The following is a 20357-nucleotide window of genomic DNA, read 5'->3' on the forward strand; positions in this document are numbered from 1 at the left end:
TATGAAGAAAAAATCCATCTTTTTAATCGCCGCAACAGCTACGTTATATTTTAATAATGCTTATGCCCAAGAAACTCCGCAGGATTCTGCCAAAGTTTCTTCAATCGATCAGATTGTTATTACCGGAAATTCAAATCCAAAGAAAAAAATAGAATCCAGTACAGCAATTTCTACTTTTAGTGCCAAAGAAATTCAAAAACAGAATCCTATCAGTGCTGCTGCATTATTGCAAAGAGTTCCGGGCTTTGCTGTGGAAACATCCGGTGGGGAAGTAGGGAACAACCTTTTTGCAAGAGGAATTCCTTCTGCCGGAGCTTATGAATTTGTACAAGTACAGGAAGACGGTCTTCCTGTTTTTGAAGACGGAGCACTTCAGTTTGCCAATGCGGATAATTTTTTCCGTGTAGACAATACGGTAAACCGTCTGGAAGCACTCAGAGGAGGATCGGGTTCTATTTATGCGAATAACTCCCCTGGAGGTCTTATCAATTTCATTACGAAGGAAGGTTCCAATGATTTTAAAGGAACTGCAAAACTCGAAACAAGTACTTACGGGCTGATGCGCACCGATGTAAATGTGGGGGGAGCTTTGGTTCAGGATAAATTATTTTTCAATGTCGGAGGGTTCTACAGAACCGATGATGGAATCAGAAAAACAGGTTTTAAAGCCAATAACGGAGGACAGATCAGAATGAACCTGAAATATGTCTTTGATAAAGGCTATGTAAAAGTTTATTACAAAAAACTGGATGACAGAAATACATTCTTCCTTCCTATTCCTTTGGTGCAAAATGGAAATAAACTGAAGGGATTCCAGGGATTTGATCCTAACTATGGAACCTATAGCTACAGAACAATCAGCCAGCTGAATATTCCACAAGCGGGAGGAGGTTTCTTCAACAGAAATCTTGAAGATGGGATTCATCCGAAAGTAGATGTATTAGGTGCTGAATTTAAGTATGATCTTGGAAATAATATTACTGTATTGAATAAAACCAGATATACCAATATCAATATGAATTACACGGGTATTTTCCCGGCAGGCGGGCCGCAAACGGCAGCAGACTTCGCTAAAAGCAGCGGAATAAACGGCAGTAACTATCAATATTCATTAGTGAGCAATGGCACGGTAGTGAATCCTGCCTATGTACAAAAACTGGGATTCTGGGCAATTGACAAACAGATGAATAATTTTGTCAATGATTTACAGTTTAACTATAAATTCGATAAAGGAAATGTAACTGCAGGTTTTTATAAATCCAACTGGAAGTCTCATCAATACTGGAACTGGAGTAATATTTTGACCACAGCAACAGACAGACCTGAATTATTAAATTTGGTAGACTCTTCTCTTAGCCCTTCAGATAACGGATATTCCAAAACTTATAATGGAGTTGCCAATATGACATTTTTACAGAGAGATACTCAGACTCAGGGAAGTTTAAATGATCTTTATGTAAATTTAGATTATAATATTACCGATGCATTAAGTGTAAATGGAGGTCTTCGTTACAGCCATGATTATTATAAAGGGAATTTTGTCAATACAACAACTTCCAATTTAAATAACTCAACGTTAACAACTGATGGAACACATGGCTTTAATACAACAACAGCTGATGATAATATGAGTGTACTTGGAAATAAATATACCTACTGGAATTATAACATAGATAAGGTTTCTTTTACATTAGCAGCTAATTATAAAATCAATAGAGAAAATGCAGTATATGCTCGTTTTTCCAATGGTTTCAGATCTCCGAATGAAGAAGCATATTATAATTATTTTTCCAACCCTACACCTGATAAACCTTTAAAATCGGTAACAACTAATCAGTTAGAATTAGGATATAAATATTACTCGCGCACCTTTGATATCGCAGTGATTCCGTTCTATTCTACATTGAAGAACCTGTCATTTACAGATATTTTTTCTGATGGGAAATCCGAAAATACTTTTGCTAATACAGAAAATTATGGGGTTGAATTAGAAGGTTACGCTCGTTTATTTAATAATATTTTAGAAGTTGCATTCAATGGAACAATTCAAAGTCCGAAATACAAAAACCTTGAAGCCGGAAGTCTTCTTGAAGGAAATGTAGTAAGAAGAATGCCGAAGTTCTATTTCAATATTTCTCCGGCAGTCAATATCACTAAATCATGGAGAGCATATGTAAGCATGAATTATTATGGAAAACGTTTCCAGGATGAACTGAATGTTCAGACATTACCTTCTTTCACAGAATTTGGAGCAGGAATGTCTTATCAGTTAGGTAAAATACGTTTTGCTGTGGATGGAACGAATATTTTTAATACCATCGGTATTACTGAAGGTGATCCAAGAGCCGGTTCACCAACCGGAGATGGTATTATCATGGCAAGACCTATCATGGGCGCAGCAGCCAGAGCTTCCATCACTTTAGATTTCTAAAACTCTATTTCTTTATAAACAATAAAACCGCCGGAACTTAGTTCTGACGGTTTTTATTTTTTTATTTCCCTGAATATTTCTCTTTCGGAAATTCTTTATTTCCGGTTTTATTAGGAGTTAAAGCGATGTGCTTGATGTCTTCAATAGAGTTTAAATAACTGGGTTTAGATTTCTTTATTTTATTAGAGTAAGTCTTTACACAATATCGAATATCATTACTAGTCAGAAACACGCTCACCCTAATACACTCAAACTCTCTAACGTTGAACTCCAATTTTCTATTTCAAAAACGGATTATACTGTTTTTCAAAACCAATTGATGTAGGATTCCCATGCCCGGAGAAGACCTGAGTATCGTCATTCAAAATGAAAAGCTTCGTTTTAATACCATTGATCAGCTGATCATAATTTCCTTTGTATAAATCTGTTCTGCCGATACTGCCTTCAAAAAGAACATCACCGGAGATCATGAACTTCTGATTTTCATTGTGATAAACAACGCTTCCCGGAGAATGTCCCGGAACGTGGTAGATCTTAAATTTCTCTCCATCAAGATCAAGCTCATCTCCCTCTTTTATATACTCAACTTCAACTTTTACAGGATTTATCTGAATTCCGAATCTTATCCCGCTGGCCTGGAGCATATCCAATACTTCCTGATCTTCCTCATGCATGCTTACAGGAACTTTAAAAGTGTCAAAAGCCCACTGAAGCCCGAAAACATGATCAATATGAGCATGCGTCAGAAGGATCTTCTGAACTTTTAATTCCTTCTCAGTAATGAAATTTGAAATCGCCTGAGTTTCCTGAGCATTCATATTTCCCGGGTCAATCAGCCAGGCATTTTTATTTTCATTATAGATGATATAGGTGTTTTCGCTCGCAAAGTTGAATACGAAACCTTGAATCTGAAGCATATCTGAATATTTTTTATTCAAAAATACGATATTATTAAGAAAATGGCTATTTTTCGTTATCTTCGTCATAATGAAAACTTTGCGAATACTCTTACTTTTTTTGAGCGGAATGGTTTTTGGACAAAAGATCCAAAGTGTTCAGCTGTTCAATCCCCAGACGAATGATGAAACCCCTGTTATTAAGATGGGCGAACAATTGGTTTTAAGTTTTGATGATCTTACCAATGGCAGCCAGATCTACCGGTATACCATCAAGCATTATGACAGAAACTGGAATGATGATAATCTGTTTTTTACAGAATTTGCCAATGGCAGCATGAACGCGCTTCTTGATCAGTTTCAGTATTCCTTTAATACATTACAGGCATATACTCATTATAAGTTAGTATTTCCGAATGATAAAATACAGCCTAAGATCTCCGGTAATTATGAAATTATTGTCTATCTTGATTCTGCAGATAAACCTCTTTTCAAAAGAAGATTTTATCTGGTGGAAGATATGACCACTCTGGCTTTAAATATTTCAAGGTTTGCTGATGCAAGAAATCCTAATCTGAACCAAAGGGTAGAAGTGAATGCCTCTCCAAAAGGAGGAGATATTTCTTCCAATGTTAATTCTATGACGTTGAATGTGATGCAGAACAACAACCCGAATATGATGATTGCGAGCCAGAAACCAAGCACTGTTTTAGGAAATCAGCTGCTATTTCAACAGATGAATCTTGTATTTCCGGGAGATAATGAATTCTACTATTTTGATAATAAGAATATGAACATGGCTGCGGATATGGTTCGTGCCACAGAAATAAAAGATGATGTTAACCAAACCTATCTTCATCCCGTTTGGGCTTTTCCTTTAAATTACCAATATCAGCCTGATGTAAACGGAGCATGGTATTACAGAAGAAATGATCTGGGAAGAGAAAGAGACGCAGAAAGAGAAGGAGATTATTCATGGGTGCATTTCTACCTGGAATCAGATCCGGTGGATAAAGATATTTTTGTTTTGGGAGGATTTAATAATTTCCAGCCGAGTAAAGAAAATCAGATGCAGTATGATCCGGCGAGTAAACAATATGTTGCTAAAATATATCTTAAACAAGGTTTCTATAACTATGTTCTGGTAACAAGAGAAGGGGATGGGCCATTGAACTTCGGGGAAGTAAACGGAAATTTCTGGCAGACAGAGAACTTGTATCAGGCTTTTCTTTATTATGCTCCTTTCGGAAGAAACTATGACGGCTTAATGGGATATGGGGAGTTCAGAACCCCGATTGCAAATAAGCGCTGATAAATAGCTTAAATATAAAGCCATTTATCATAAAATAATGGCTCATACAATTGACTGTCTTTTTTAGATGGTCTTTTTTTATAAATATTATCCGGTTTTAATAATAATACAATATAATGCACTACATAGTGAAAAATATAATTCATAAAAAATCTGTTTTAATGAAAATATTTTAATATTAATTCATTATTTATATAAAATTATTTTTAAATTATTTTCTTTGTTTTAAAATCATTATTGTGTTTTATTTATTGATTTATAATATCAATTGAATTTTATTCATCTAATTGTGAATTTTATTGTTAAAAGTTTATAAATTCGTTTTCACAATCAAAAATATTATTATGAAAATGAAATTTATCTTAGCAGCAAGCTTAGCGACCTGCTCTTTTGCTTTTGGGCAAAACACACCATCAAAATTAGTTCCGGGTAAAAGCGGATTACACGCAGAATTTATGCGATTCGAAAAAAATGGTCCTGATTTTCAGGGCAGCCCGGTTCTGTTTGACGAGACTTCCCAGAGACTTTCAACCGGACAAGCCCGTAAATTGGGATTAGAAAAAGACAGACTGGGTTTTGAAACACACCGTTTCCAGCAAACCATCAATGATATTCCTGTAGAATATGGAATGATGGCTGTACAAACCAAGAATGGCAAAATTGTAGGTGAATCAGGAAAATGGATTCTTAATATTCCGCAAAAAGTCGGAAAAAAAGCCAATATTTCTGAGGGTATTGCATTGCAGAATGCTTTGTCATTCATCGGAGCAGATTCTTATAAATGGCAGAACAAAGAAGAAGAGGAATTTCTTAAAAAAGAATCCAATGATATTAATGCAAGCTTTGCTCCGAAAGGTGAGCTGGTATATTATTCTGATCCTGATGAGGAAAAGCTGAATGATCTGAAACTGGCTTATAAATTTGATATCTATGCAGAAAAGCCATTAAGCCGCCAATATGTTTTCGTAGATGCTAAAAATGGAAAAATTCTGGGAGTAGACGCCATCATCCATGAAGTGAATGCTCCGGGAACAGCTACAACAGGATACAGTGGAAACAGAAATATTGTGGCAGACTCTTATAACGGAAGCTATAGGCTTAGAGAAACAGGAAGAAATGGTGGTACTGCCGTAGAAACCTATAATCTGAGAAAAGGGACCAGCTACTCAACAGCGGTAGATTTCACAGATACGGATAATGTATGGAATAATGTAAATGCTAATAAAGATCAGTATGCTACAGATGCCCATTGGGGAGCAGAAATGACTCTGGATTATTACTACTCAAAATTCGGAAGAAAAAGTATTGACAATAATAATTTTGCTATAAAATCATATGTTCATTACTCTACCAATTATTTTAATGCATTCTGGGATGGTGCCAGAATGACCTACGGAGATGGAAGCTCTACTACAAACGGTGGAAAACCGCTTACAGCTCTTGATGTATGTGGACACGAAATTACCCACGGATTGACTTCGAAGACAGCAAATCTTGCCTATCAAAGAGAATCGGGAGCCTTAAACGAAGGTTTTTCGGATATTTTTGGAAACAGTATAGAACGCTGGGCAAGACCTACACAGGCAAGCTGGAAACTAGGAGAAGATTTCAGCTATCCTATCAGAGATATGTCAAATCCTAATGCTTACAGCCAGCCGGATACTTATTTGGGAACTTACTGGAAAGCTACTACTACATCCGGATGCGCTACGCCTAGCCAATCGAATGATTATTGCGGAGTTCACACCAATTCAGGAGTTCTTAATTTCTGGTATTATTTATTGGTAACAGGAGGATCAGGAACTAATGATAAAGGTTTTGCTTATAATGTTACCGGTATTGGTCTGGATAAAGCGGGAGCAATTGCGTACAGAACATTAACGTCTTACCTTACGTCCGGTTCTACTTATGCCAATGCCAGAACATATTCTCTCCAGGCAGCAGCAGACCTATACGGATCGGGTAGTAATGAAGTAACTCAGGTTATCAATGCATGGAATGCAGTGGGTGTTGGCGGAGGAACTTCTCCGGCAGGACTTATAGCAGGAGCCAATGCTTCTCCTTTTACAATCAGTCCGAATCCGGCCACAGACAAGTTTACGGTAAACTTTGAAGGAAAAGCAGGAAAAGGAACTGTAGAGTTGATAAGCTTAACAGGTAAGAGAGAAATTTCCGAAAAAGTAAATATGACAGACGGAATGAATAAGCTTGAGCTGCAGCTTCCGTCCAATATGCTTCCAGGAGTTTATATCGTAATGGTAAACGGAGAAAAAGCAGGAAACCTGATTAAAAAGTAAACCAAATCTTTGATATATTTTAACGAAAAGGCCACAAGAAAAATACTTGTGGCCTTTTATATTTTTTAATAAATGAATTACACGAGATAGAAGTCATTCAGTTTTTCTTCACAAAGAATTTTGACCACATCAATCCAACGGTCTTCATCATTCAGACATGGAATGTAGTGGAAATTTTCACCACCGCCGTGCATGAACTGTTCTTTCCCTTCTACGGAAATTTCTTCCAGAGTCTCAAGACAGTCTGAAACAAACGCAGGACATACGATGGCCAGGTTTTTTATTCCTTTTTTACCAATTGTTTCCAACGTTTCATCGGTATAAGGTTCAATCCATTTATCTTTTCCTAATCTTGACTGAAAAGAAACAATTGTCTTTTCCTTCGGAAGTCCCATTTTAGCAATAACTGCTTCTGTGGTTTTATAACACTGATGTCTGTAGCAGTAAGCATTGTGGGTATCCACTTGGCTGTTGATGCAGTTCGCATCATCAATTTTACAGGTATTTGAAGGATCTGTTTTATAAAGATGTCTTTCCGGAACACCATGATAAGAGAACTGAAGGGCGTCAAAGTTTTCAGGAAGTTTTTCCTTAATGCTTTCCGCAAGACAGTTGATGTAAATATCTCTGTTATAGAAAGGCTGGATATAATTGATTTTTACCTTAGGAAATTTCTTTTTTCTTACTTCTTCCGCCTTTTCGATAACCGTTTCAGTAGTACTCATTGCATACTGAGGATATAAAGGGAAAAGAACGATCTCGGAAATCCCCTGATCTACCAGTTTTTGAATCCCGGTCTCAATGCTCGGTTCAGCATATCTCATCCCGATTTCCACCGGAACATCCACCACTTTCTGAAGTTTTTTCTGAATCTTTTCAGTAATAACAATCAATGGAGAACCTTCATCTGTCCAAACGGTTTTATAGGCTTCTGCAGATTTAGCAGGTCTTGTTTTCAGAATAATTCCCTGAACAAGCAGTGAACGAAAGATCCAGCGGTAATCGATTACTCTTTCGTCCATCAAAAATTCATCAAGATATTCCTTTACATCGTTTACGGCTGTAGATCTCGGCGATCCAAGATTCACCAGTAAAATTCCTTTATTATTCAATATTTTAAATTTTATTATGAAACAGAAATTGCAAAATCTGTTACTAATTCTGATACTTTGGCAAAGGTATTACTTTCGGCTAAGCCATCATCATTAAACTTACCTTTTATGCCTTTTATTAATACCTGATGACGCTCTTCAGTTCTTGCTCCAAGCGTTTTCAAAAGCAATAATAATTCTTCGTGACCTTTTTCTCCACTGGCAGAAGCTGTAATCACAGCAACCGGCTTTTCAGAAAAAACCGTAGTGGAAACACACCATTCCAGCAGATTTTTTAACCTGCTTGGAATACTGAAAATGTATTCAGGAGTAGAAAAGACAATACCGGCTGACCGGCTGATCATTTCTCTGATTTTAAGTATTTCCTCAGGCGTGTCAGAGTCCGTTAATGAAGGGTCAAAATGCGGGAGGAGAGAAAGATCATCATACATCCGAAAATTAATAGCAGGATGGGCATCCAAAACCTGTTCTATTAATTTCTGATTACTGGAATGTCTTGAAGCACTTCCAATGATTACTAAAATTTTCTTTCCGTCACGCATCAGATCATCCGATTATCCGTTTACCGCTTCCACTTTCTCTACTAAATCCGGAACGAATTGTTTTAAAATATTTTCAATTCCGTTTTTCAATGTAGCTGTAGAACTTGGGCATCCCGAACACGCTCCTTGTAAAAGCATTTTTGCTGTTTTGTTTGCTTCATCATATTCCATTAAAGAAATCTTTCCGCCGTCATTTTCTACTGCAGGAGCAACATATTCATTCAAAATGTCAGAAATTCTTTGCTCATCTTCCGTATAATCTCTGTTGATGATTTTTTCAACAGGATTTTCATGTTTCTGAGGTTCAATTTTTGAAATTTCACCGCCATTCTGAAGATATTCTGCAATAAGAGCACGAACGGTCATCATTACCTGATGCCATTCTACAGAGTTGTCTCTTGTAACTGCTACAAAATTATCAGAGATGAAAACTTCGGTGGCAAAATCAAACTCCTTGAAAATTGCCTGTGCCAAAGGAATTTCCTCTGCTGCTTCTTTCGATTTTACTTCCACAAAACCATCCATCAGTAATTTATTCGAAACGAATTTCATTACATTCGGGTTCGGTGTCATTTCAGCATAAATCTGATACATTTCTTTTTTCTTCTGAAGATAAATTCTCGGATTAGCCAGTAATTCATCCTCAATTACGTTTTTCAGGCTCTCAGCAACATGTTCCCATTCAATGGTATCCTGCTTGGCCACAGCAACAAAATTAGCCGTAATGAAAATTCTTTCCACAAACGGATAATTGAAAAGTTCCTGTGCTAAAGGAATTTCTGAGATATCTGAATTTCTGTCCAGCTCCAAAGACCCCGGGATGAGATTGTAATCTGCAACAAATTTCATCACTTTTGGGTTTTCAGTTGGTTCTATAAGTACGGTACGCATTTTTTCGTTAAATTTGAGATACAAAAATACGCATTAGAAGTCAGAAGCTGAAAATTGGGAATTAGATTTTTGCTATCACTGTAATTTAGAAGTTAGATACCGGCAATTATAAGATAGTATTTTATGATTTTCAGATGGACTCATTTTCAAAATTTCAAATTAATATTATGGCACTTATAAAAAAACTTTTAGGAAAAGCACCACAAATCGGAGAGAATACGTTTTTGGCTGAAACAGCAACTATCATTGGAGATGTTACGATGGGAAAGGATTGCAGCGTTTGGTATAATGCTGTGATTAGAGGAGATGTACATTACATTAAAATGGGAGACAAAGTAAATGTTCAGGATAATGCGATGTTACATTGTACATATCAGAAACATCCTTTGAACATCGGAAATAATGTTTCAATAGGACATAATGCGATTGTTCACGGCTGTACAATCAAAGATAATGTACTGATCGGGATGGGAGCAATTGTTATGGATGACTGTCTGGTAGAAGAAAATTCAATTGTAGGTGCAGGTTCGGTAGTTACACAGGGCACTCATATTAAATCCGGCGAAGTCTGGGGAGGTGTTCCTGCAAAAAAAATTAAAGATATCAATGCCCAGTTATTGGAAGGTGAAGTGAACAGAATTGCAGATAATTATGTAAAATATTCTTCCTGGTACAAAGAGAATGTGAAAGATCATCAGTTGTAGCCTGTAATTGGTTCTGTAAATACAAAACGCTTCGTCCTGAGACGAAGCGTTTTTCGATTTGATATTGAACCTTTGCTTTATTTTTAATTATTATCCGGTGTGATCAGCCTGATCTTACCTTTGATACACTTTAATGAGGTAGGGGGCATAATCATCACACAGTTGGACATAATATTATATTTTTCGTTAAAAAGCCTTACTTTATCCGTGTATTCATTGACTCTTGCTAAAAAAGTAGTTTCAATTTTTTTAGGATAAGCAATGTATTGCTCAGGTCCACCACAGGATTTTACACCCATCGGGGCAAAAGCCCATTCACTTGCATCCGTGCATTTTTCTCCGGAGACTTCTGATTCAATAGATGCTTTTAATTTATCCAGCTGCGCCTGATCATATTTCTGACTCTCTTCATCAACAGGTCTGTTGGCGATATCAACAGGAAGATTAGTATTGAGATTTTTGGACGTATTACAAGAAACAAGAGTTAATGTAGTACAGAATACTATTACAGGGATGTGGAATAAAATTTTTTTCACAATAAACTTTTTTCTTTTTAAGAATTTTCAAAACTTATGCCAAGGTAAGAAATTCAAATTCATTTTCCGTATTTTTGACAGCGATGAACAATCATTTTTTTGACTTAATAGAGTACACCAACAGAAGCGTTTTTCTGACCGGGAAAGCCGGAACAGGAAAAACCACCTTTCTTAATGATTTTGTAAAACGGACAAAGAAAAAGCATATAGTAGTAGCTCCCACGGGAATTGCGGCTATTAATGCAGGTGGAGTTACCATCCATTCCATGTTCGGGTTACCACTGAGAACCTTTCTTCCTACTACAGAAAGGATAGATACCAGTTTGGCTAACAATATTGCTGATCTGATGCCTCATTTCAAATATCGGAAAGACAAACTTAAACTTTTGAGAGAAGTAGAAATCATTATCATAGATGAGGTTTCCATGCTGAGAGCCGATGTTCTGGATATGATGGATTTTTCATTAAGGTTTATCAGAAGGAATAATCAAAGATTTGGAGGTGTACAGATGCTGTTTATCGGAGATTTATATCAGCTTCCGCCTGTGGTGAGAGATGAGCACATTCTGAAAATGTATTATAATTCACCATTCTTTTTTGATAGTCATGCGATTAAGGAAATTCCGATTGTTACCATAGAACTTACAAAAGTTTACAGACAGTCTGACCAGAACTTTCTCGAAATTCTGAATGCCATCCGTGACGGGGATGTTGATAATATAGATTTTGACGTTCTGAATGAAAGGTATGACCCTGACTTTAATATGGGGAAAGAGTCCTATGTTTATCTGTGTTCCCATAATAAAATGGCAGATGAGATCAATCAGGAAAAACTGGCTGAGATTAAAATAGATGCTCAGACCTATGAAGCCAAACTTGTAGGAGATTTTAAAGAAAACCAGTTTCCAAATGAGCAGTTTTTAGAATTGAAAATTGGGGCTCAGATTATGTTTATCAGAAATGATGTTTCCGGAGAAAAAAAATACTTTAACGGAAAACTAGGAGAGATTATTGGGTTGGAAGAAAATGAAATCCGGGTTGTACTGGATGAAAGCGAGAGAGAAATTGTAGTTAAAAGGGAAACCTGGGAACAGAAAAAATATTTCCTTGATACAGATAAAACCATACAGGAAGAAGTTTTGGGAAGTTTTGAACAGTTCCCTATAAAACTGGCTTGGGCTGTTACCATCCATAAAAGTCAGGGATTGACGTTTGATAAAGTAATCATAGATGCCGGAAAAAGTTTCACTGCCGGTCAGGTGTATGTAGCTTTATCCCGTTGCAGAACATTGGAAGGAATTGTTTTAAAATCAAAGATCACCCCTGAAGTTATTTTTAAAGACAACAGGATTCTGCATTTTCATACGGATACTATTGCAAATGATCATGTAGAAGCGATCCTGAATCAGGAAAAATATGATTACAGCATCAGAAAAGTGCTTCGTACACTGGATTGCTTATGGTTTTTAAAAGAAGTTGAAGAATGGAATAACCTTTCCATTGTAACTAAAAATCTAGACCACGTTAAAGCCAAGCAGCTTTATCTTCAATTAAAACATGAGGCTGTGAATCTCGGTAAGATTTTTGAAAAACTGGAACGTGTAATTTTCCAGAAGGTTAATAATTTTATTGAGCAGAAAGAAGAATGGTCGGAGATTGAAAACAAATCAAAAGGAGCAGTCAATTTCTTCTTTACGGAAACCAGAAACAAAATTTTCGATCCTTTGAAAGAATTTTATGCAGAAATCAAAGGAGCAAAGGGTTTAAAACAATATAATGAAGAATTCAAAAGCTGGCTGGAAGATATAGAAGAATACCTGAACAGTCTGAGAGACATTCATCTTCTTGAAACTAAACTTTTAGATGAAAAAAATGATAAAGAGATCAATCTGAAAATTGCAAAAGTTCCATCACAGGTGCTGACCTTCCAATTGTTTGAACAAGGGAAAACCATTGGTGAAATTGCTTTGGAAAGAGGTTTGGTAAAAGAAACAGTAATCGGACATCTTGCCAAATTTGCAGAACAGGGCTTACTGGATATTTCAAGAGTTATTACATCAGATAAGATCAAAACTTTTGAAAATGAATTCTACAAAAATCCACACGAAACACTTACAGAATGGAAGAATGCGCTGCCAAGTAATTTTGAGTTTAATGAGATCAGAATTCTGCTCAACCATTATAATTACAAAAAGGAAAAGAACTCATAAGAATTCTTTTCCTGCTTATATTAGAATTAATTAAGGATACATTGCATTGATTGTATTAATATCCCCGGTGGTAAAGCCGGTTCTGTTATACGTAAAGCTTGTATTGTTAGCTCTTTTTATTGTAGGAAGTCCGTTTTTTGAATAAGATGTAGGCCAATACATCATTACAGAATTGATGTTGAAAGGACCTATATCTGTACCAGAGTTATAAATATTGAAGTTATATGCCTGCCCGCTCTGGATATTATCCCAAAGGATCATTACATACTGATCTCTGTCTTTACGCGTATGCTCATGATAAAGTCCTACGGTATGCCCCATTTCATGGATGACAGATCCCACTGAAATATATTGGTCCAGAGATACGGTTTGTTTGCCGCCCTGATAACCTATATGAGCCCAACCGTCTGAACCGGATGAACTTCCGAAGATAAATTCCACATAATTGGATTGGTTGGTACGAGGAATCCATTGTGTATTGGTTTTGGAATTGTACTCATTAACAGCCGTCGTAATTTTATTGGCATTAATAGAACCCATATTGCTGGCAACCGTATAGTAAATTTTACCTCCGGGCCATCTTGAGAAGCTTGCTCCTCCTTTCTCGGCCGTGTTACCCTCTGAAAGCTGTTTGTCTGAAAGTACAATATCCCCCTGGAAAAAATTCATTCCATTTTTTCTCTCATACATGATGGACTGGCCATTCAGTTCTCCTTTTTTTAGATTTTCAATTTGAGCCGACTCTTTTTGAGCTTCTCCTGAGATCTCTTCATTGTTTTTACTGCAAGAAGTCAATACAACAGCAACAATAAAGCTTGTAAAAATGGTTTTACCTGTTAAAAATTTCTGATTTTTTTTGTTCATAATAATATTTTTTGATGGTGTTAAAAATTATTTCAGTGAATTGGTGTTTATGATACGAATGTAATATTTATTTCCCATTTTAATGAATTATTAATGTTAAAATATGTAATTTTTTAAGAATAAATAAATTTCATTCTCTTCTCTGATAAGGTCAATAGGATGCTGAGCGGAGGGAAGATAAAAAAGGTTCTGACTATAAAAGAGTCAAAACCCATGTTTGTTGAAGAAAAAAAAATGTATTGAATTTTAATAGGTTAAAGTCTTGAATAATATTGATAGTGAAAATATTGAGCACACCGAAGATAATAAGAGCTTGTAATCAGCTGATCGATTTCATCAACAAGTGTATTCATTTTTTTTGTTCGATCAATTTTTGCCTGTCCAAGAGACTCGAAGTCAATTTTACTTTCATCTTCAATTATTTGTCTTAAACTTTGTATATAAAGAGCTTTTTGCTTTGAAATATCATAAGGATCTGCATTATCTTGATTTTCTTTATCTAGTGAATACAGATAAAGAAAATATTCAGCATATCCCGGAATTCTCATATCCTGATGACTAAAATAAGTGCCTCCATATGCAATATAGCCATATATTGAATTGATATTAGAGAAAATATTAATAAGTTTTTGCCGCTGTTCTGTATATTTTTCAATCCCATTTCGCTGCTTTAAAAAATAGGAGTACAACGTAAAATAGCGGTCCTGACCGACTTCGCTTCCAAATTCCGCATTGTTACCAAAACAAAAATAAAGCTCATCCGGGTTATCAGGAAGATCATTAAAAAATTCTGGATGTTTATCTATTAATGCATTGAAACCCTTTTTGGTGTATCTGATAGTATCATCTGTATTTGTAGTGATAATTATAGTATCCAATTGAGTGTAATATTTTGAATTAGCATTCTTTTCAGAAGCTTCCTGTTCAGTCTTTTTAGGATTGCAACATGCTAAACATCCTAGAGAAAGCAGAGTGATAAAGTTTTTTTTCATGGAATAGTTTATATCCAAATATATTAATGAAAAGTGAAAGTTTGATTATAAAATTGAGCTTAAAGAGAAATTTTTTATTGCTTCCGATGGTTCTGTAAATTTTTAATACTCGGCTACTGTAAAATTTAATGAATCAGATAATAATGCTATAAATTTTTCCTGGCATATTTCAATTGTTTTCCAATAGTTTTTCCCTGAAATGATCGATCGGTTTTATTAATTACAAAAAGTAACTAATGCAGTTTTTATGTGTTAAATTTGTTTGGTTTTTTAAGACCCAAATTTAGAATTATGAAAAATTTTGAAATTTCTGTTTTAGACCTTGCACCGGTAAAGCAGGGAAAAAGCATTCATGATACCTTTCAGGACAGTTTGTCTCTGGCCAATCATGCTGAGAATTTAGATTATAAAAGATTCTGGCTGGCCGAGCATCACAATATGGAAAGTATCGCAAGTTCTGCAACTTCGGTTCTGATTGGTTTCATTGCCAACGGAACAAAAAAAATAAGAGTAGGTTCAGGAGGTGTTATGCTTCCTAATCACAGTTCACTGATTATTGCTGAACAATTTGGAACCCTGGAATCTCTTTTTCCCGGAAGAATTGACCTTGGAGTGGGAAGAGCTCCGGGTACAGATGGACTGACAGCTCAGGCATTAGGAAGAAATCCAGCCATCATCAATGAACAGTTTCCAAGACAGATTCTGGAACTTCAAAGATATTTTTCCAAAGAAAATTCGGATGCGATGGTTCGTGCTATTCCCGGAGAAGGACTGGATATCCCATTATATATTCTCGGGTCAAGTACAGATAGTGCATGGCTGGCAGCAGAATTAGGCTTACCATATGCTTTTGCAGGACATTTTGCTCCTGAACAGATGGAAATGGCTTTTAAGATCTACAGAGAACATTTTGAACCTTCAAAATATTCAGATAAACCCTATATTATAGCTTGTGTGAACGGAGTTGCTGCAGAAACATCTGAAGAAGCACATAAAATCTCCACTACTTTATTTCAGGCATTCATTAATATTGTAAGAAATGACAGAAAGCCTTTTGCGCCGCCGGTAGACGATATGGACGAGATCTGGTCGCCTATGGAAAAATCAATGGTCCTTCAGAAATTAAGATATACTTTTATCGGTGATCAGTCCGAAATTCGGGAGAAACTTAAAGATTTTCAGGAAAGATTCAAGGTGGATGAGCTTATGATTAATTCCCATATTTATGATCATCAGAAAAGATTGAGATCTTATGAAATTTTCAGAGAGGCTGCCAACTCATTATCCAAAGCGTAATAAACCATTCATATTAATTGGCAGATGCTTATTTTTATGAGTATCTTTGCACAAATAAAAAGTAAAAATGTCCGATATTAAATTAAATACTATTCCTGAGGCTATTGAAGACCTTAAAAATGGTAAAATAATCATAGTAGTAGATGATGAAGACAGAGAGAATGAAGGAGATTTTCTTTGTGCGGCAGAACTGACAACGCCGGAAATTATCAATTTTATGGCACTTCACGGAAGAGGGCTGATCTGTATGCCGCTTCCTGAAAAAAGATGTGACGAGTTGGGGCTTGAAGTAATGGTAAGCAGAAGCAGCGACCCTAAAGAAACGGCTTTCACAGTTTCTGTTGACCTTTTAGGAAACGGAACTTCTACCGGAATTTCTGCAGGAGACAGAGCAAAAACAATTTTGGCACTGATGGATGAAAAATCCAAACCTACAGATTTCATGAGACCTGGTCATATTTTCCCGCTTCGTGCAAGAAAAGGAGGGGTTTTAAAAAGAGCCGGACATACTGAAGCTGCTATCGACCTAACTCATCTGGCAGGCCTGAAAGAAGGTGGAGTAATCTGTGAGATCATGAACGAAGACGGAACTATGTCTCGTCTTCCTGAGCTTCACGCATTCGCACAGAAACATGATATGAAGATTGTTTCTATTGAAGATCTGATTCACTATCAACTTAAAAAAGGAAACCTGGTTGAAAGACTTGAAGAGAAAAAAGTAAAAACGCACTACGGTGAGTTTGATTTTTATGCTTTCAGAGAGACTTCCAATGAGCAGATCCACTTTGCCATAACAAAAGGGACATGGACTGTTGATGAGCCTGTTCTGGTAAGAGTACAGTCTTCAGATTCTTATTTTGATGTATTAACAAGATTGAACAACGGTGAAAAGCCTTTATTGGAAAAAGTAACCAGCATGGTGAATGAAGCTGGAAAAGGAGCTATCATTTTTATCAATAACGTTTCCAATTCCGAAAATACATTGAGAAAACTCCAGCAGTTCCTGAACTATCAGGATGGCCAGGAGCAGCACCCTACTTTAGCGTACAACTACCGAGATTATGGTATCGGAACACAGATCTTAAAGAATTTAGGAATCAACAAGTTTAAAGTAATCACTCAAAATCCTAATATCAAACCTCAGGTTGGAGGATATGATGTAGAGGTAACGGAGATGGTTCAGTTATAAGATTGAAATGTTACAATAATTTTGTTTATTGTAATGTGATTAACAAAAAAGGTTTAGAATTTTCTAAACCTTTTTTATTTTTAAACCATATTGTATTAATCAAGTAAAGTAATCTCATCAAAATTTCTGAAACCATTCAGGAAATCCTTAACCATCATTCTTTTTTTTCCTTCTAACTGAAGTTCCAGCGGGTAATAAATTCCGTCTTCTGTATGGATCCTGAATTCATTCTTTGAAATTTCGAGCGTACCAGGAGTCTGTTCATGGTCTGCAAGTTCGAATTTTCCACTGAATATCTTTAATCCTTTTACTTCATCACCGATTTTTAAAGTAGTAAATGCTGCCGGATAAGGAGACATTCCAAGAATGAACTGATGAACGGTTTTTGAAGGTGAATTCCAATTGATTTTAGTATCTTCTTTAAAAATTTTATATGCATTTTTAGGATGCTCCACCTGTGGCTGAGGTTTTTCCTCGATCGCATTGTCAGCAAGTCCATCCAATGTTCTGACAACTAACTTTGAGCCCATTTTCATAAGTCTGTCATGAAGGCTTCCTGCATTTTCATCAGGTAAAATTTCTATTTCTTCCTGAAGAAGAATATTTCCTTCATCAATTTTTTCATTAATAAAGAAAGTAGTTGCACCGGTTTTTTCTTCTCCGTTAATTACTGCATAATTGATAGGGGCTGCACCTCTGTAATCCGGGAGTAAAGATGCATGAAGATTGAAGGTTCCCATTTCAGGCATTTCAAAAAGAACTTTAGGCATCATTCTGAATGCAACCACAACAAAAACATCAGCATCAAGCTTTTTGAGCTCTTCTAAAAATTCAGGATTTCTTAATTTTTCCGGTTGAAAAACCGGAATATTATTTTCTTCTGCATAAACTTTTACCGGTGATTGGTGGATCTTCTGCCCGCGTCCGCTTGCTTTATCAGCAACTGTAACAACACCTACAACATTGTGATGAGATTGATGAATAGCCTCCAGAGAAGTTTTTGCAAACTCAGGAGTTCCTAAAAAAACGACTTTCAATGATTTCATATTACAAAGATAAGTTTTTGATTTGAGAGTCAGAAGGTGTTAAGGAGCGTATCAGGGATTGAAAGATAGGTATTTCAAAGTGTTTTATAATCTCAGAACAGATACTTTACTGCTCATTACTCATGATTCAGTGCATAGGTTCTGAAATTAAGCATTCTTACTTTTCCGGAATCTAAAAGGAAAATCAGATTTTCTAAAATATTTTCTTTGGAATGATAGCTCAGCTGAATGGAAAGCTCTTCAATAGTTGCAGACTTTTTAGCCAGTAAATTGATGATCTGCTGGGAAATGTTTTTTCCAAAAATAGATTGTTTATTCTTTTCGCAGACTGAGCAATGGCCGCAGTTCTTTGATTTTTTTTCGCCAAAATAAGCAAGAATAAGTTTCATTTTACAGTAGTCATTATTTTCTACGTAAAATTTCATTTCTTCCCATTTCTGGATCTTATTTCTCTGAATATGTTCGAATAACTTCCAATAAGCATTCTGCACAGCTCTCTCATCGCGTGGTTTCAGAAATTTAATACTGGATAATGCTCCATCAATATATTCAAGATAATTTTTTTGCTGAAGTTCTTTCAAACGTTCTTTGATCAATGGTGCGCTGACGTTGATTTTATTGCTTACCTGCTGCTCGCTGAACATTACTTTATGAGTAGTAATTCCAGATATGCTGCGGAAAAGAAGTTCTATAAAATAAGCATCTTTTTGTGGAAGCTGATCGATCTCGTCAGATTTGATAAACAGTTCCAGTGAAGACAAGCTTTTATTGTCATTATAATAAATAATCTCCTGATTGTGCAGAAAATTGAGGACATTATTAATCTTTGCTTTCGATAGTCTTGTGAAATTTTGTATTCCGGCTGTATTGAGCTGGAATGTTTTTTCTGGCAGTTCAAATTCCGCTACCTGAAAAATAGAGTAGAGGTAACTGATAATCTTTAAAAATTCGCCCTTATTAGGAATCTGATTTTTTAAGATCTGATCAAAATTCAAAAGCTCCTGTTTGTTCCAAAGCATAAAAGCAAAACTGTCTTTTCCATCTCTTCCCGATCTTCCGATTTCCTGATAATAGTTTTCCAGAGATGCTGCCGGAGAATAGTGAAGAACAAAGCGTACATTGTCTTTGTCAATTCCCATTCCAAATGCATTGGTAGAGATAAGAACATGATTGTCACTATTGTTCCAGAGATTTTGTTTCGTGTTCTTTTCTTTGGTTGTTAAACCTGCGTGAAAATAATCTACATTTTTCAGCTGATTTTTTTTGAGGAATTCAGCAAGAAGCTCAGCTTCTTTTCTGGTTCTTACATAGACAATTCCAGAATCATTATTATATTTTAGAATATCAAAAACACGCTGAAATTTATCAGAAACTTCTTCTGTAAAGATTCTGATATTATCTCTTTTGAAACTTTTTTGGAAAACCGCCGGATTTCTGAGCTCCAGTTTATTTTTAATTTCCTCCAGAACTTTTGGAGTGGCTGTAGCGGTGAGTGCCAGACAAGGAATTTCAGGGTTATTGGTTCTGAATCCCTTGATATTCTGATAACTGGGACGGAAATCCTGCCCCCATTCTGAGATACAGTGTGCTTCGTCCACTGCAATAAAAGACAGCTCAATTTCTTCTATATTCTGAATGAATTGTGCATTGGTCAGTCTTTCAGGAGAAACATAAAGCAATTTGGTTAACCCTTCCTTACAGCGGCTGTAAATGTCTTCTGCATCATATTCATCAAGTTCTGAAGACAGGTATTCTGCTTCTATACCGCGGGCTTTAAGCTGATAGACCTGATCTTTCATTAATGCGAGCAAAGGAGAAACAACAAGACAGGTTCCCTCTTTCAGCAAAGCAGGGAGCTGATAACAAAGAGATTTTCCTGCTCCTGTAGGTAGCAGAACCAGTGTATCTTTTTCATTAATGACAGCATTAATGATTTCCTCCTGAGAATCTCTGAAATCTGTATAACCCCAGAAATACTTAAGAGTATCATATTTTAGCTTTTGAAAATCCTGCGGAGAAATCATGTTGTAAAAATAAGG

16 protein-coding genes are annotated in these 20357 nt (G+C 36.0%); 7 read left to right on the forward strand and 9 right to left on the reverse strand.

Translation table 11 applies throughout. The features are described from left to right. Window position 1 precedes the first annotated feature (1 nt). Window positions 2-2431, forward strand: a complete 2430-nt coding sequence (locus F3J23_RS01520) for a TonB-dependent receptor (RefSeq protein ID WP_167023045.1) — start codon at window positions 2-4, stop codon at window positions 2429-2431. Window positions 2432-2709: 278 nt separating this feature from the next. Here F3J23_RS01520 and F3J23_RS01525 read toward each other — a convergent pair whose 3' ends face one another. Then, window positions 2710-3348 carry an MBL fold metallo-hydrolase gene (locus F3J23_RS01525; RefSeq protein ID WP_167023048.1) on the reverse strand — a complete coding sequence of 213 codons (639 nt, stop codon included), beginning with the start codon at window positions 3346-3348 and terminating at the stop codon, window positions 2710-2712. A gap of 70 nt (window positions 3349-3418) precedes the next feature. On the opposite strand from F3J23_RS01525, the gene F3J23_RS01530 reads away from it, so the two are divergent. Then, the gene (locus F3J23_RS01530; RefSeq protein WP_167023052.1) at window positions 3419-4639 is read left to right on the forward strand and encodes a type IX secretion system plug protein domain-containing protein; all 1221 of its coding nucleotides are present in this window, start codon (window positions 3419-3421) and stop codon (window positions 4637-4639) included. A 344-nt stretch (window positions 4640-4983) separates the two neighbouring features. After that, on the forward strand, window positions 4984-6936 hold the full coding sequence (locus F3J23_RS01535; RefSeq protein ID WP_167023055.1) for a M4 family metallopeptidase: 1953 nt from the start codon (window positions 4984-4986) through the stop codon (window positions 6934-6936). A 77-nt stretch (window positions 6937-7013) separates the two neighbouring features. On the opposite strand, the gene hemH is transcribed toward F3J23_RS01535, so the two are convergent. The 3 genes from hemH to F3J23_RS01550 are packed head-to-tail and all read right to left on the reverse strand — an operon-like array spanning window position 7014 to window position 9481. After that, window positions 7014-8048 (reverse strand): ferrochelatase, encoded by a 1035-nt coding sequence (gene hemH / locus F3J23_RS01540; RefSeq protein ID WP_167023058.1) that lies wholly within the window; start codon window positions 8046-8048, stop codon window positions 7014-7016. Between the two features lie 14 nt (window positions 8049-8062). Continuing rightward, window positions 8063-8590: an NADPH-dependent FMN reductase gene (locus F3J23_RS01545; RefSeq protein ID WP_167023061.1), complete on the reverse strand. Its 528-nt coding sequence runs from the start codon at window positions 8588-8590 to the stop codon at window positions 8063-8065. 12 nt (window positions 8591-8602) lie between these two features. Beyond that, entirely contained in the window at window positions 8603-9481 is an 879-nt protein-coding gene (locus F3J23_RS01550; RefSeq protein WP_167023064.1) for a NifU family protein, read from the reverse strand. A gap of 167 nt (window positions 9482-9648) precedes the next feature. Here F3J23_RS01550 and F3J23_RS01555 point away from each other — a divergent pair, with 167 nt between their 5' ends. After that, window positions 9649-10185, forward strand: coding sequence for a gamma carbonic anhydrase family protein (locus F3J23_RS01555; protein WP_167023067.1), 537 nt, complete (start codon window positions 9649-9651; stop codon window positions 10183-10185). Window positions 10186-10268: 83 nt separating this feature from the next. Here the strand turns inward: F3J23_RS01555 and F3J23_RS01560 are convergent, their stop codons facing one another. Continuing rightward, window positions 10269-10721: a hypothetical protein gene (locus tag F3J23_RS01560; protein ID WP_167023070.1), complete on the reverse strand. Its 453-nt coding sequence runs from the start codon at window positions 10719-10721 to the stop codon at window positions 10269-10271. Between the two features lie 83 nt (window positions 10722-10804). Here F3J23_RS01560 and F3J23_RS01565 point away from each other — a divergent pair, with 83 nt between their 5' ends. Beyond that, window positions 10805-12931: a helix-turn-helix domain-containing protein gene (locus F3J23_RS01565; RefSeq protein ID WP_167023073.1), complete on the forward strand. Its 2127-nt coding sequence runs from the start codon at window positions 10805-10807 to the stop codon at window positions 12929-12931. 30 nt (window positions 12932-12961) lie between these two features. Here the strand turns inward: F3J23_RS01565 and F3J23_RS01570 are convergent, their stop codons facing one another. Then, the gene (locus tag F3J23_RS01570) at window positions 12962-13795 is read right to left on the reverse strand and encodes a M12 family metallopeptidase (protein WP_167023076.1); all 834 of its coding nucleotides are present in this window, start codon (window positions 13793-13795) and stop codon (window positions 12962-12964) included. A gap of 254 nt (window positions 13796-14049) precedes the next feature. After that, a complete protein-coding gene (locus tag F3J23_RS01575) occupies window positions 14050-14787 on the reverse strand; it encodes a hypothetical protein (RefSeq protein WP_167023079.1) in 738 nt (245 codons plus the stop codon). 291 nt (window positions 14788-15078) lie between these two features. Between F3J23_RS01575 and F3J23_RS01580 the strand changes: the two genes are divergently transcribed. After that, complete coding sequence (locus F3J23_RS01580; protein ID WP_167023082.1) at window positions 15079-16083, forward strand: LLM class flavin-dependent oxidoreductase; 1005 nt, start codon at window positions 15079-15081, stop codon at window positions 16081-16083. Between the two features lie 67 nt (window positions 16084-16150). Next, window positions 16151-17272: a 3,4-dihydroxy-2-butanone-4-phosphate synthase gene (gene ribB / locus F3J23_RS01585; RefSeq protein WP_167023085.1), complete on the forward strand. Its 1122-nt coding sequence runs from the start codon at window positions 16151-16153 to the stop codon at window positions 17270-17272. Window positions 17273-17367: 95 nt separating this feature from the next. On the opposite strand, the gene fmt is transcribed toward ribB, so the two are convergent. Together fmt and F3J23_RS01595 are read right to left on the reverse strand one after the other, a co-directional pair. Next, window positions 17368-18318: a methionyl-tRNA formyltransferase gene (gene fmt / locus F3J23_RS01590; protein ID WP_167023089.1), complete on the reverse strand. Its 951-nt coding sequence runs from the start codon at window positions 18316-18318 to the stop codon at window positions 17368-17370. Window positions 18319-18434: 116 nt separating this feature from the next. Continuing rightward, window positions 18435-20342, reverse strand: a complete 1908-nt coding sequence (locus F3J23_RS01595; RefSeq protein WP_167023092.1) for an ATP-dependent DNA helicase RecQ — start codon at window positions 20340-20342, stop codon at window positions 18435-18437. Between the last annotated feature and the right edge of the window lie 15 nt (window positions 20343-20357).

It is taken from the genome of Chryseobacterium sp. Tr-659 (genome assembly GCF_011752975.1).
Taxonomy (GTDB): domain Bacteria; phylum Bacteroidota; class Bacteroidia; order Flavobacteriales; family Weeksellaceae; genus Chryseobacterium.

Coding starts and splice junctions, on each gene's coding strand:
- F3J23_RS01580 (WP_167023082.1), top strand. CDS start 15,079: ATGAAAAATTTTGAAATTTCTGTTTTAGACCTTGCACCGGTAAAGCAG.
- F3J23_RS01535 (WP_167023055.1), top strand. CDS start 4,984: ATGAAAATGAAATTTATCTTAGCAGCAAGCTTAGCGACCTGCTCTTTT.
- F3J23_RS01520 (WP_167023045.1), top strand. CDS start 2: ATGAAGAAAAAATCCATCTTTTTAATCGCCGCAACAGCTACGTTATAT.
- F3J23_RS01570 (WP_167023076.1), bottom strand. CDS start 13,795: ATGAACAAAAAAAATCAGAAATTTTTAACAGGTAAAACCATTTTTACA.
- F3J23_RS01575 (WP_167023079.1), bottom strand. CDS start 14,787: ATGAAAAAAAACTTTATCACTCTGCTTTCTCTAGGATGTTTAGCATGT.
- F3J23_RS01555 (WP_167023067.1), top strand. CDS start 9,649: ATGGCACTTATAAAAAAACTTTTAGGAAAAGCACCACAAATCGGAGAG.
- F3J23_RS01530 (WP_167023052.1), top strand. CDS start 3,419: ATGAAAACTTTGCGAATACTCTTACTTTTTTTGAGCGGAATGGTTTTT.
- ribB (WP_167023085.1), top strand. CDS start 16,151: ATGTCCGATATTAAATTAAATACTATTCCTGAGGCTATTGAAGACCTT.
- F3J23_RS01595 (WP_167023092.1), bottom strand. CDS start 20,342: ATGATTTCTCCGCAGGATTTTCAAAAGCTAAAATATGATACTCTTAAG.
- fmt (WP_167023089.1), bottom strand. CDS start 18,318: ATGAAATCATTGAAAGTCGTTTTTTTAGGAACTCCTGAGTTTGCAAAA.
- F3J23_RS01545 (WP_167023061.1), bottom strand. CDS start 8,590: ATGCGTGACGGAAAGAAAATTTTAGTAATCATTGGAAGTGCTTCAAGA.
- F3J23_RS01565 (WP_167023073.1), top strand. CDS start 10,805: ATGAACAATCATTTTTTTGACTTAATAGAGTACACCAACAGAAGCGTT.
- F3J23_RS01525 (WP_167023048.1), bottom strand. CDS start 3,348: ATGCTTCAGATTCAAGGTTTCGTATTCAACTTTGCGAGCGAAAACACC.
- F3J23_RS01550 (WP_167023064.1), bottom strand. CDS start 9,481: ATGCGTACCGTACTTATAGAACCAACTGAAAACCCAAAAGTGATGAAA.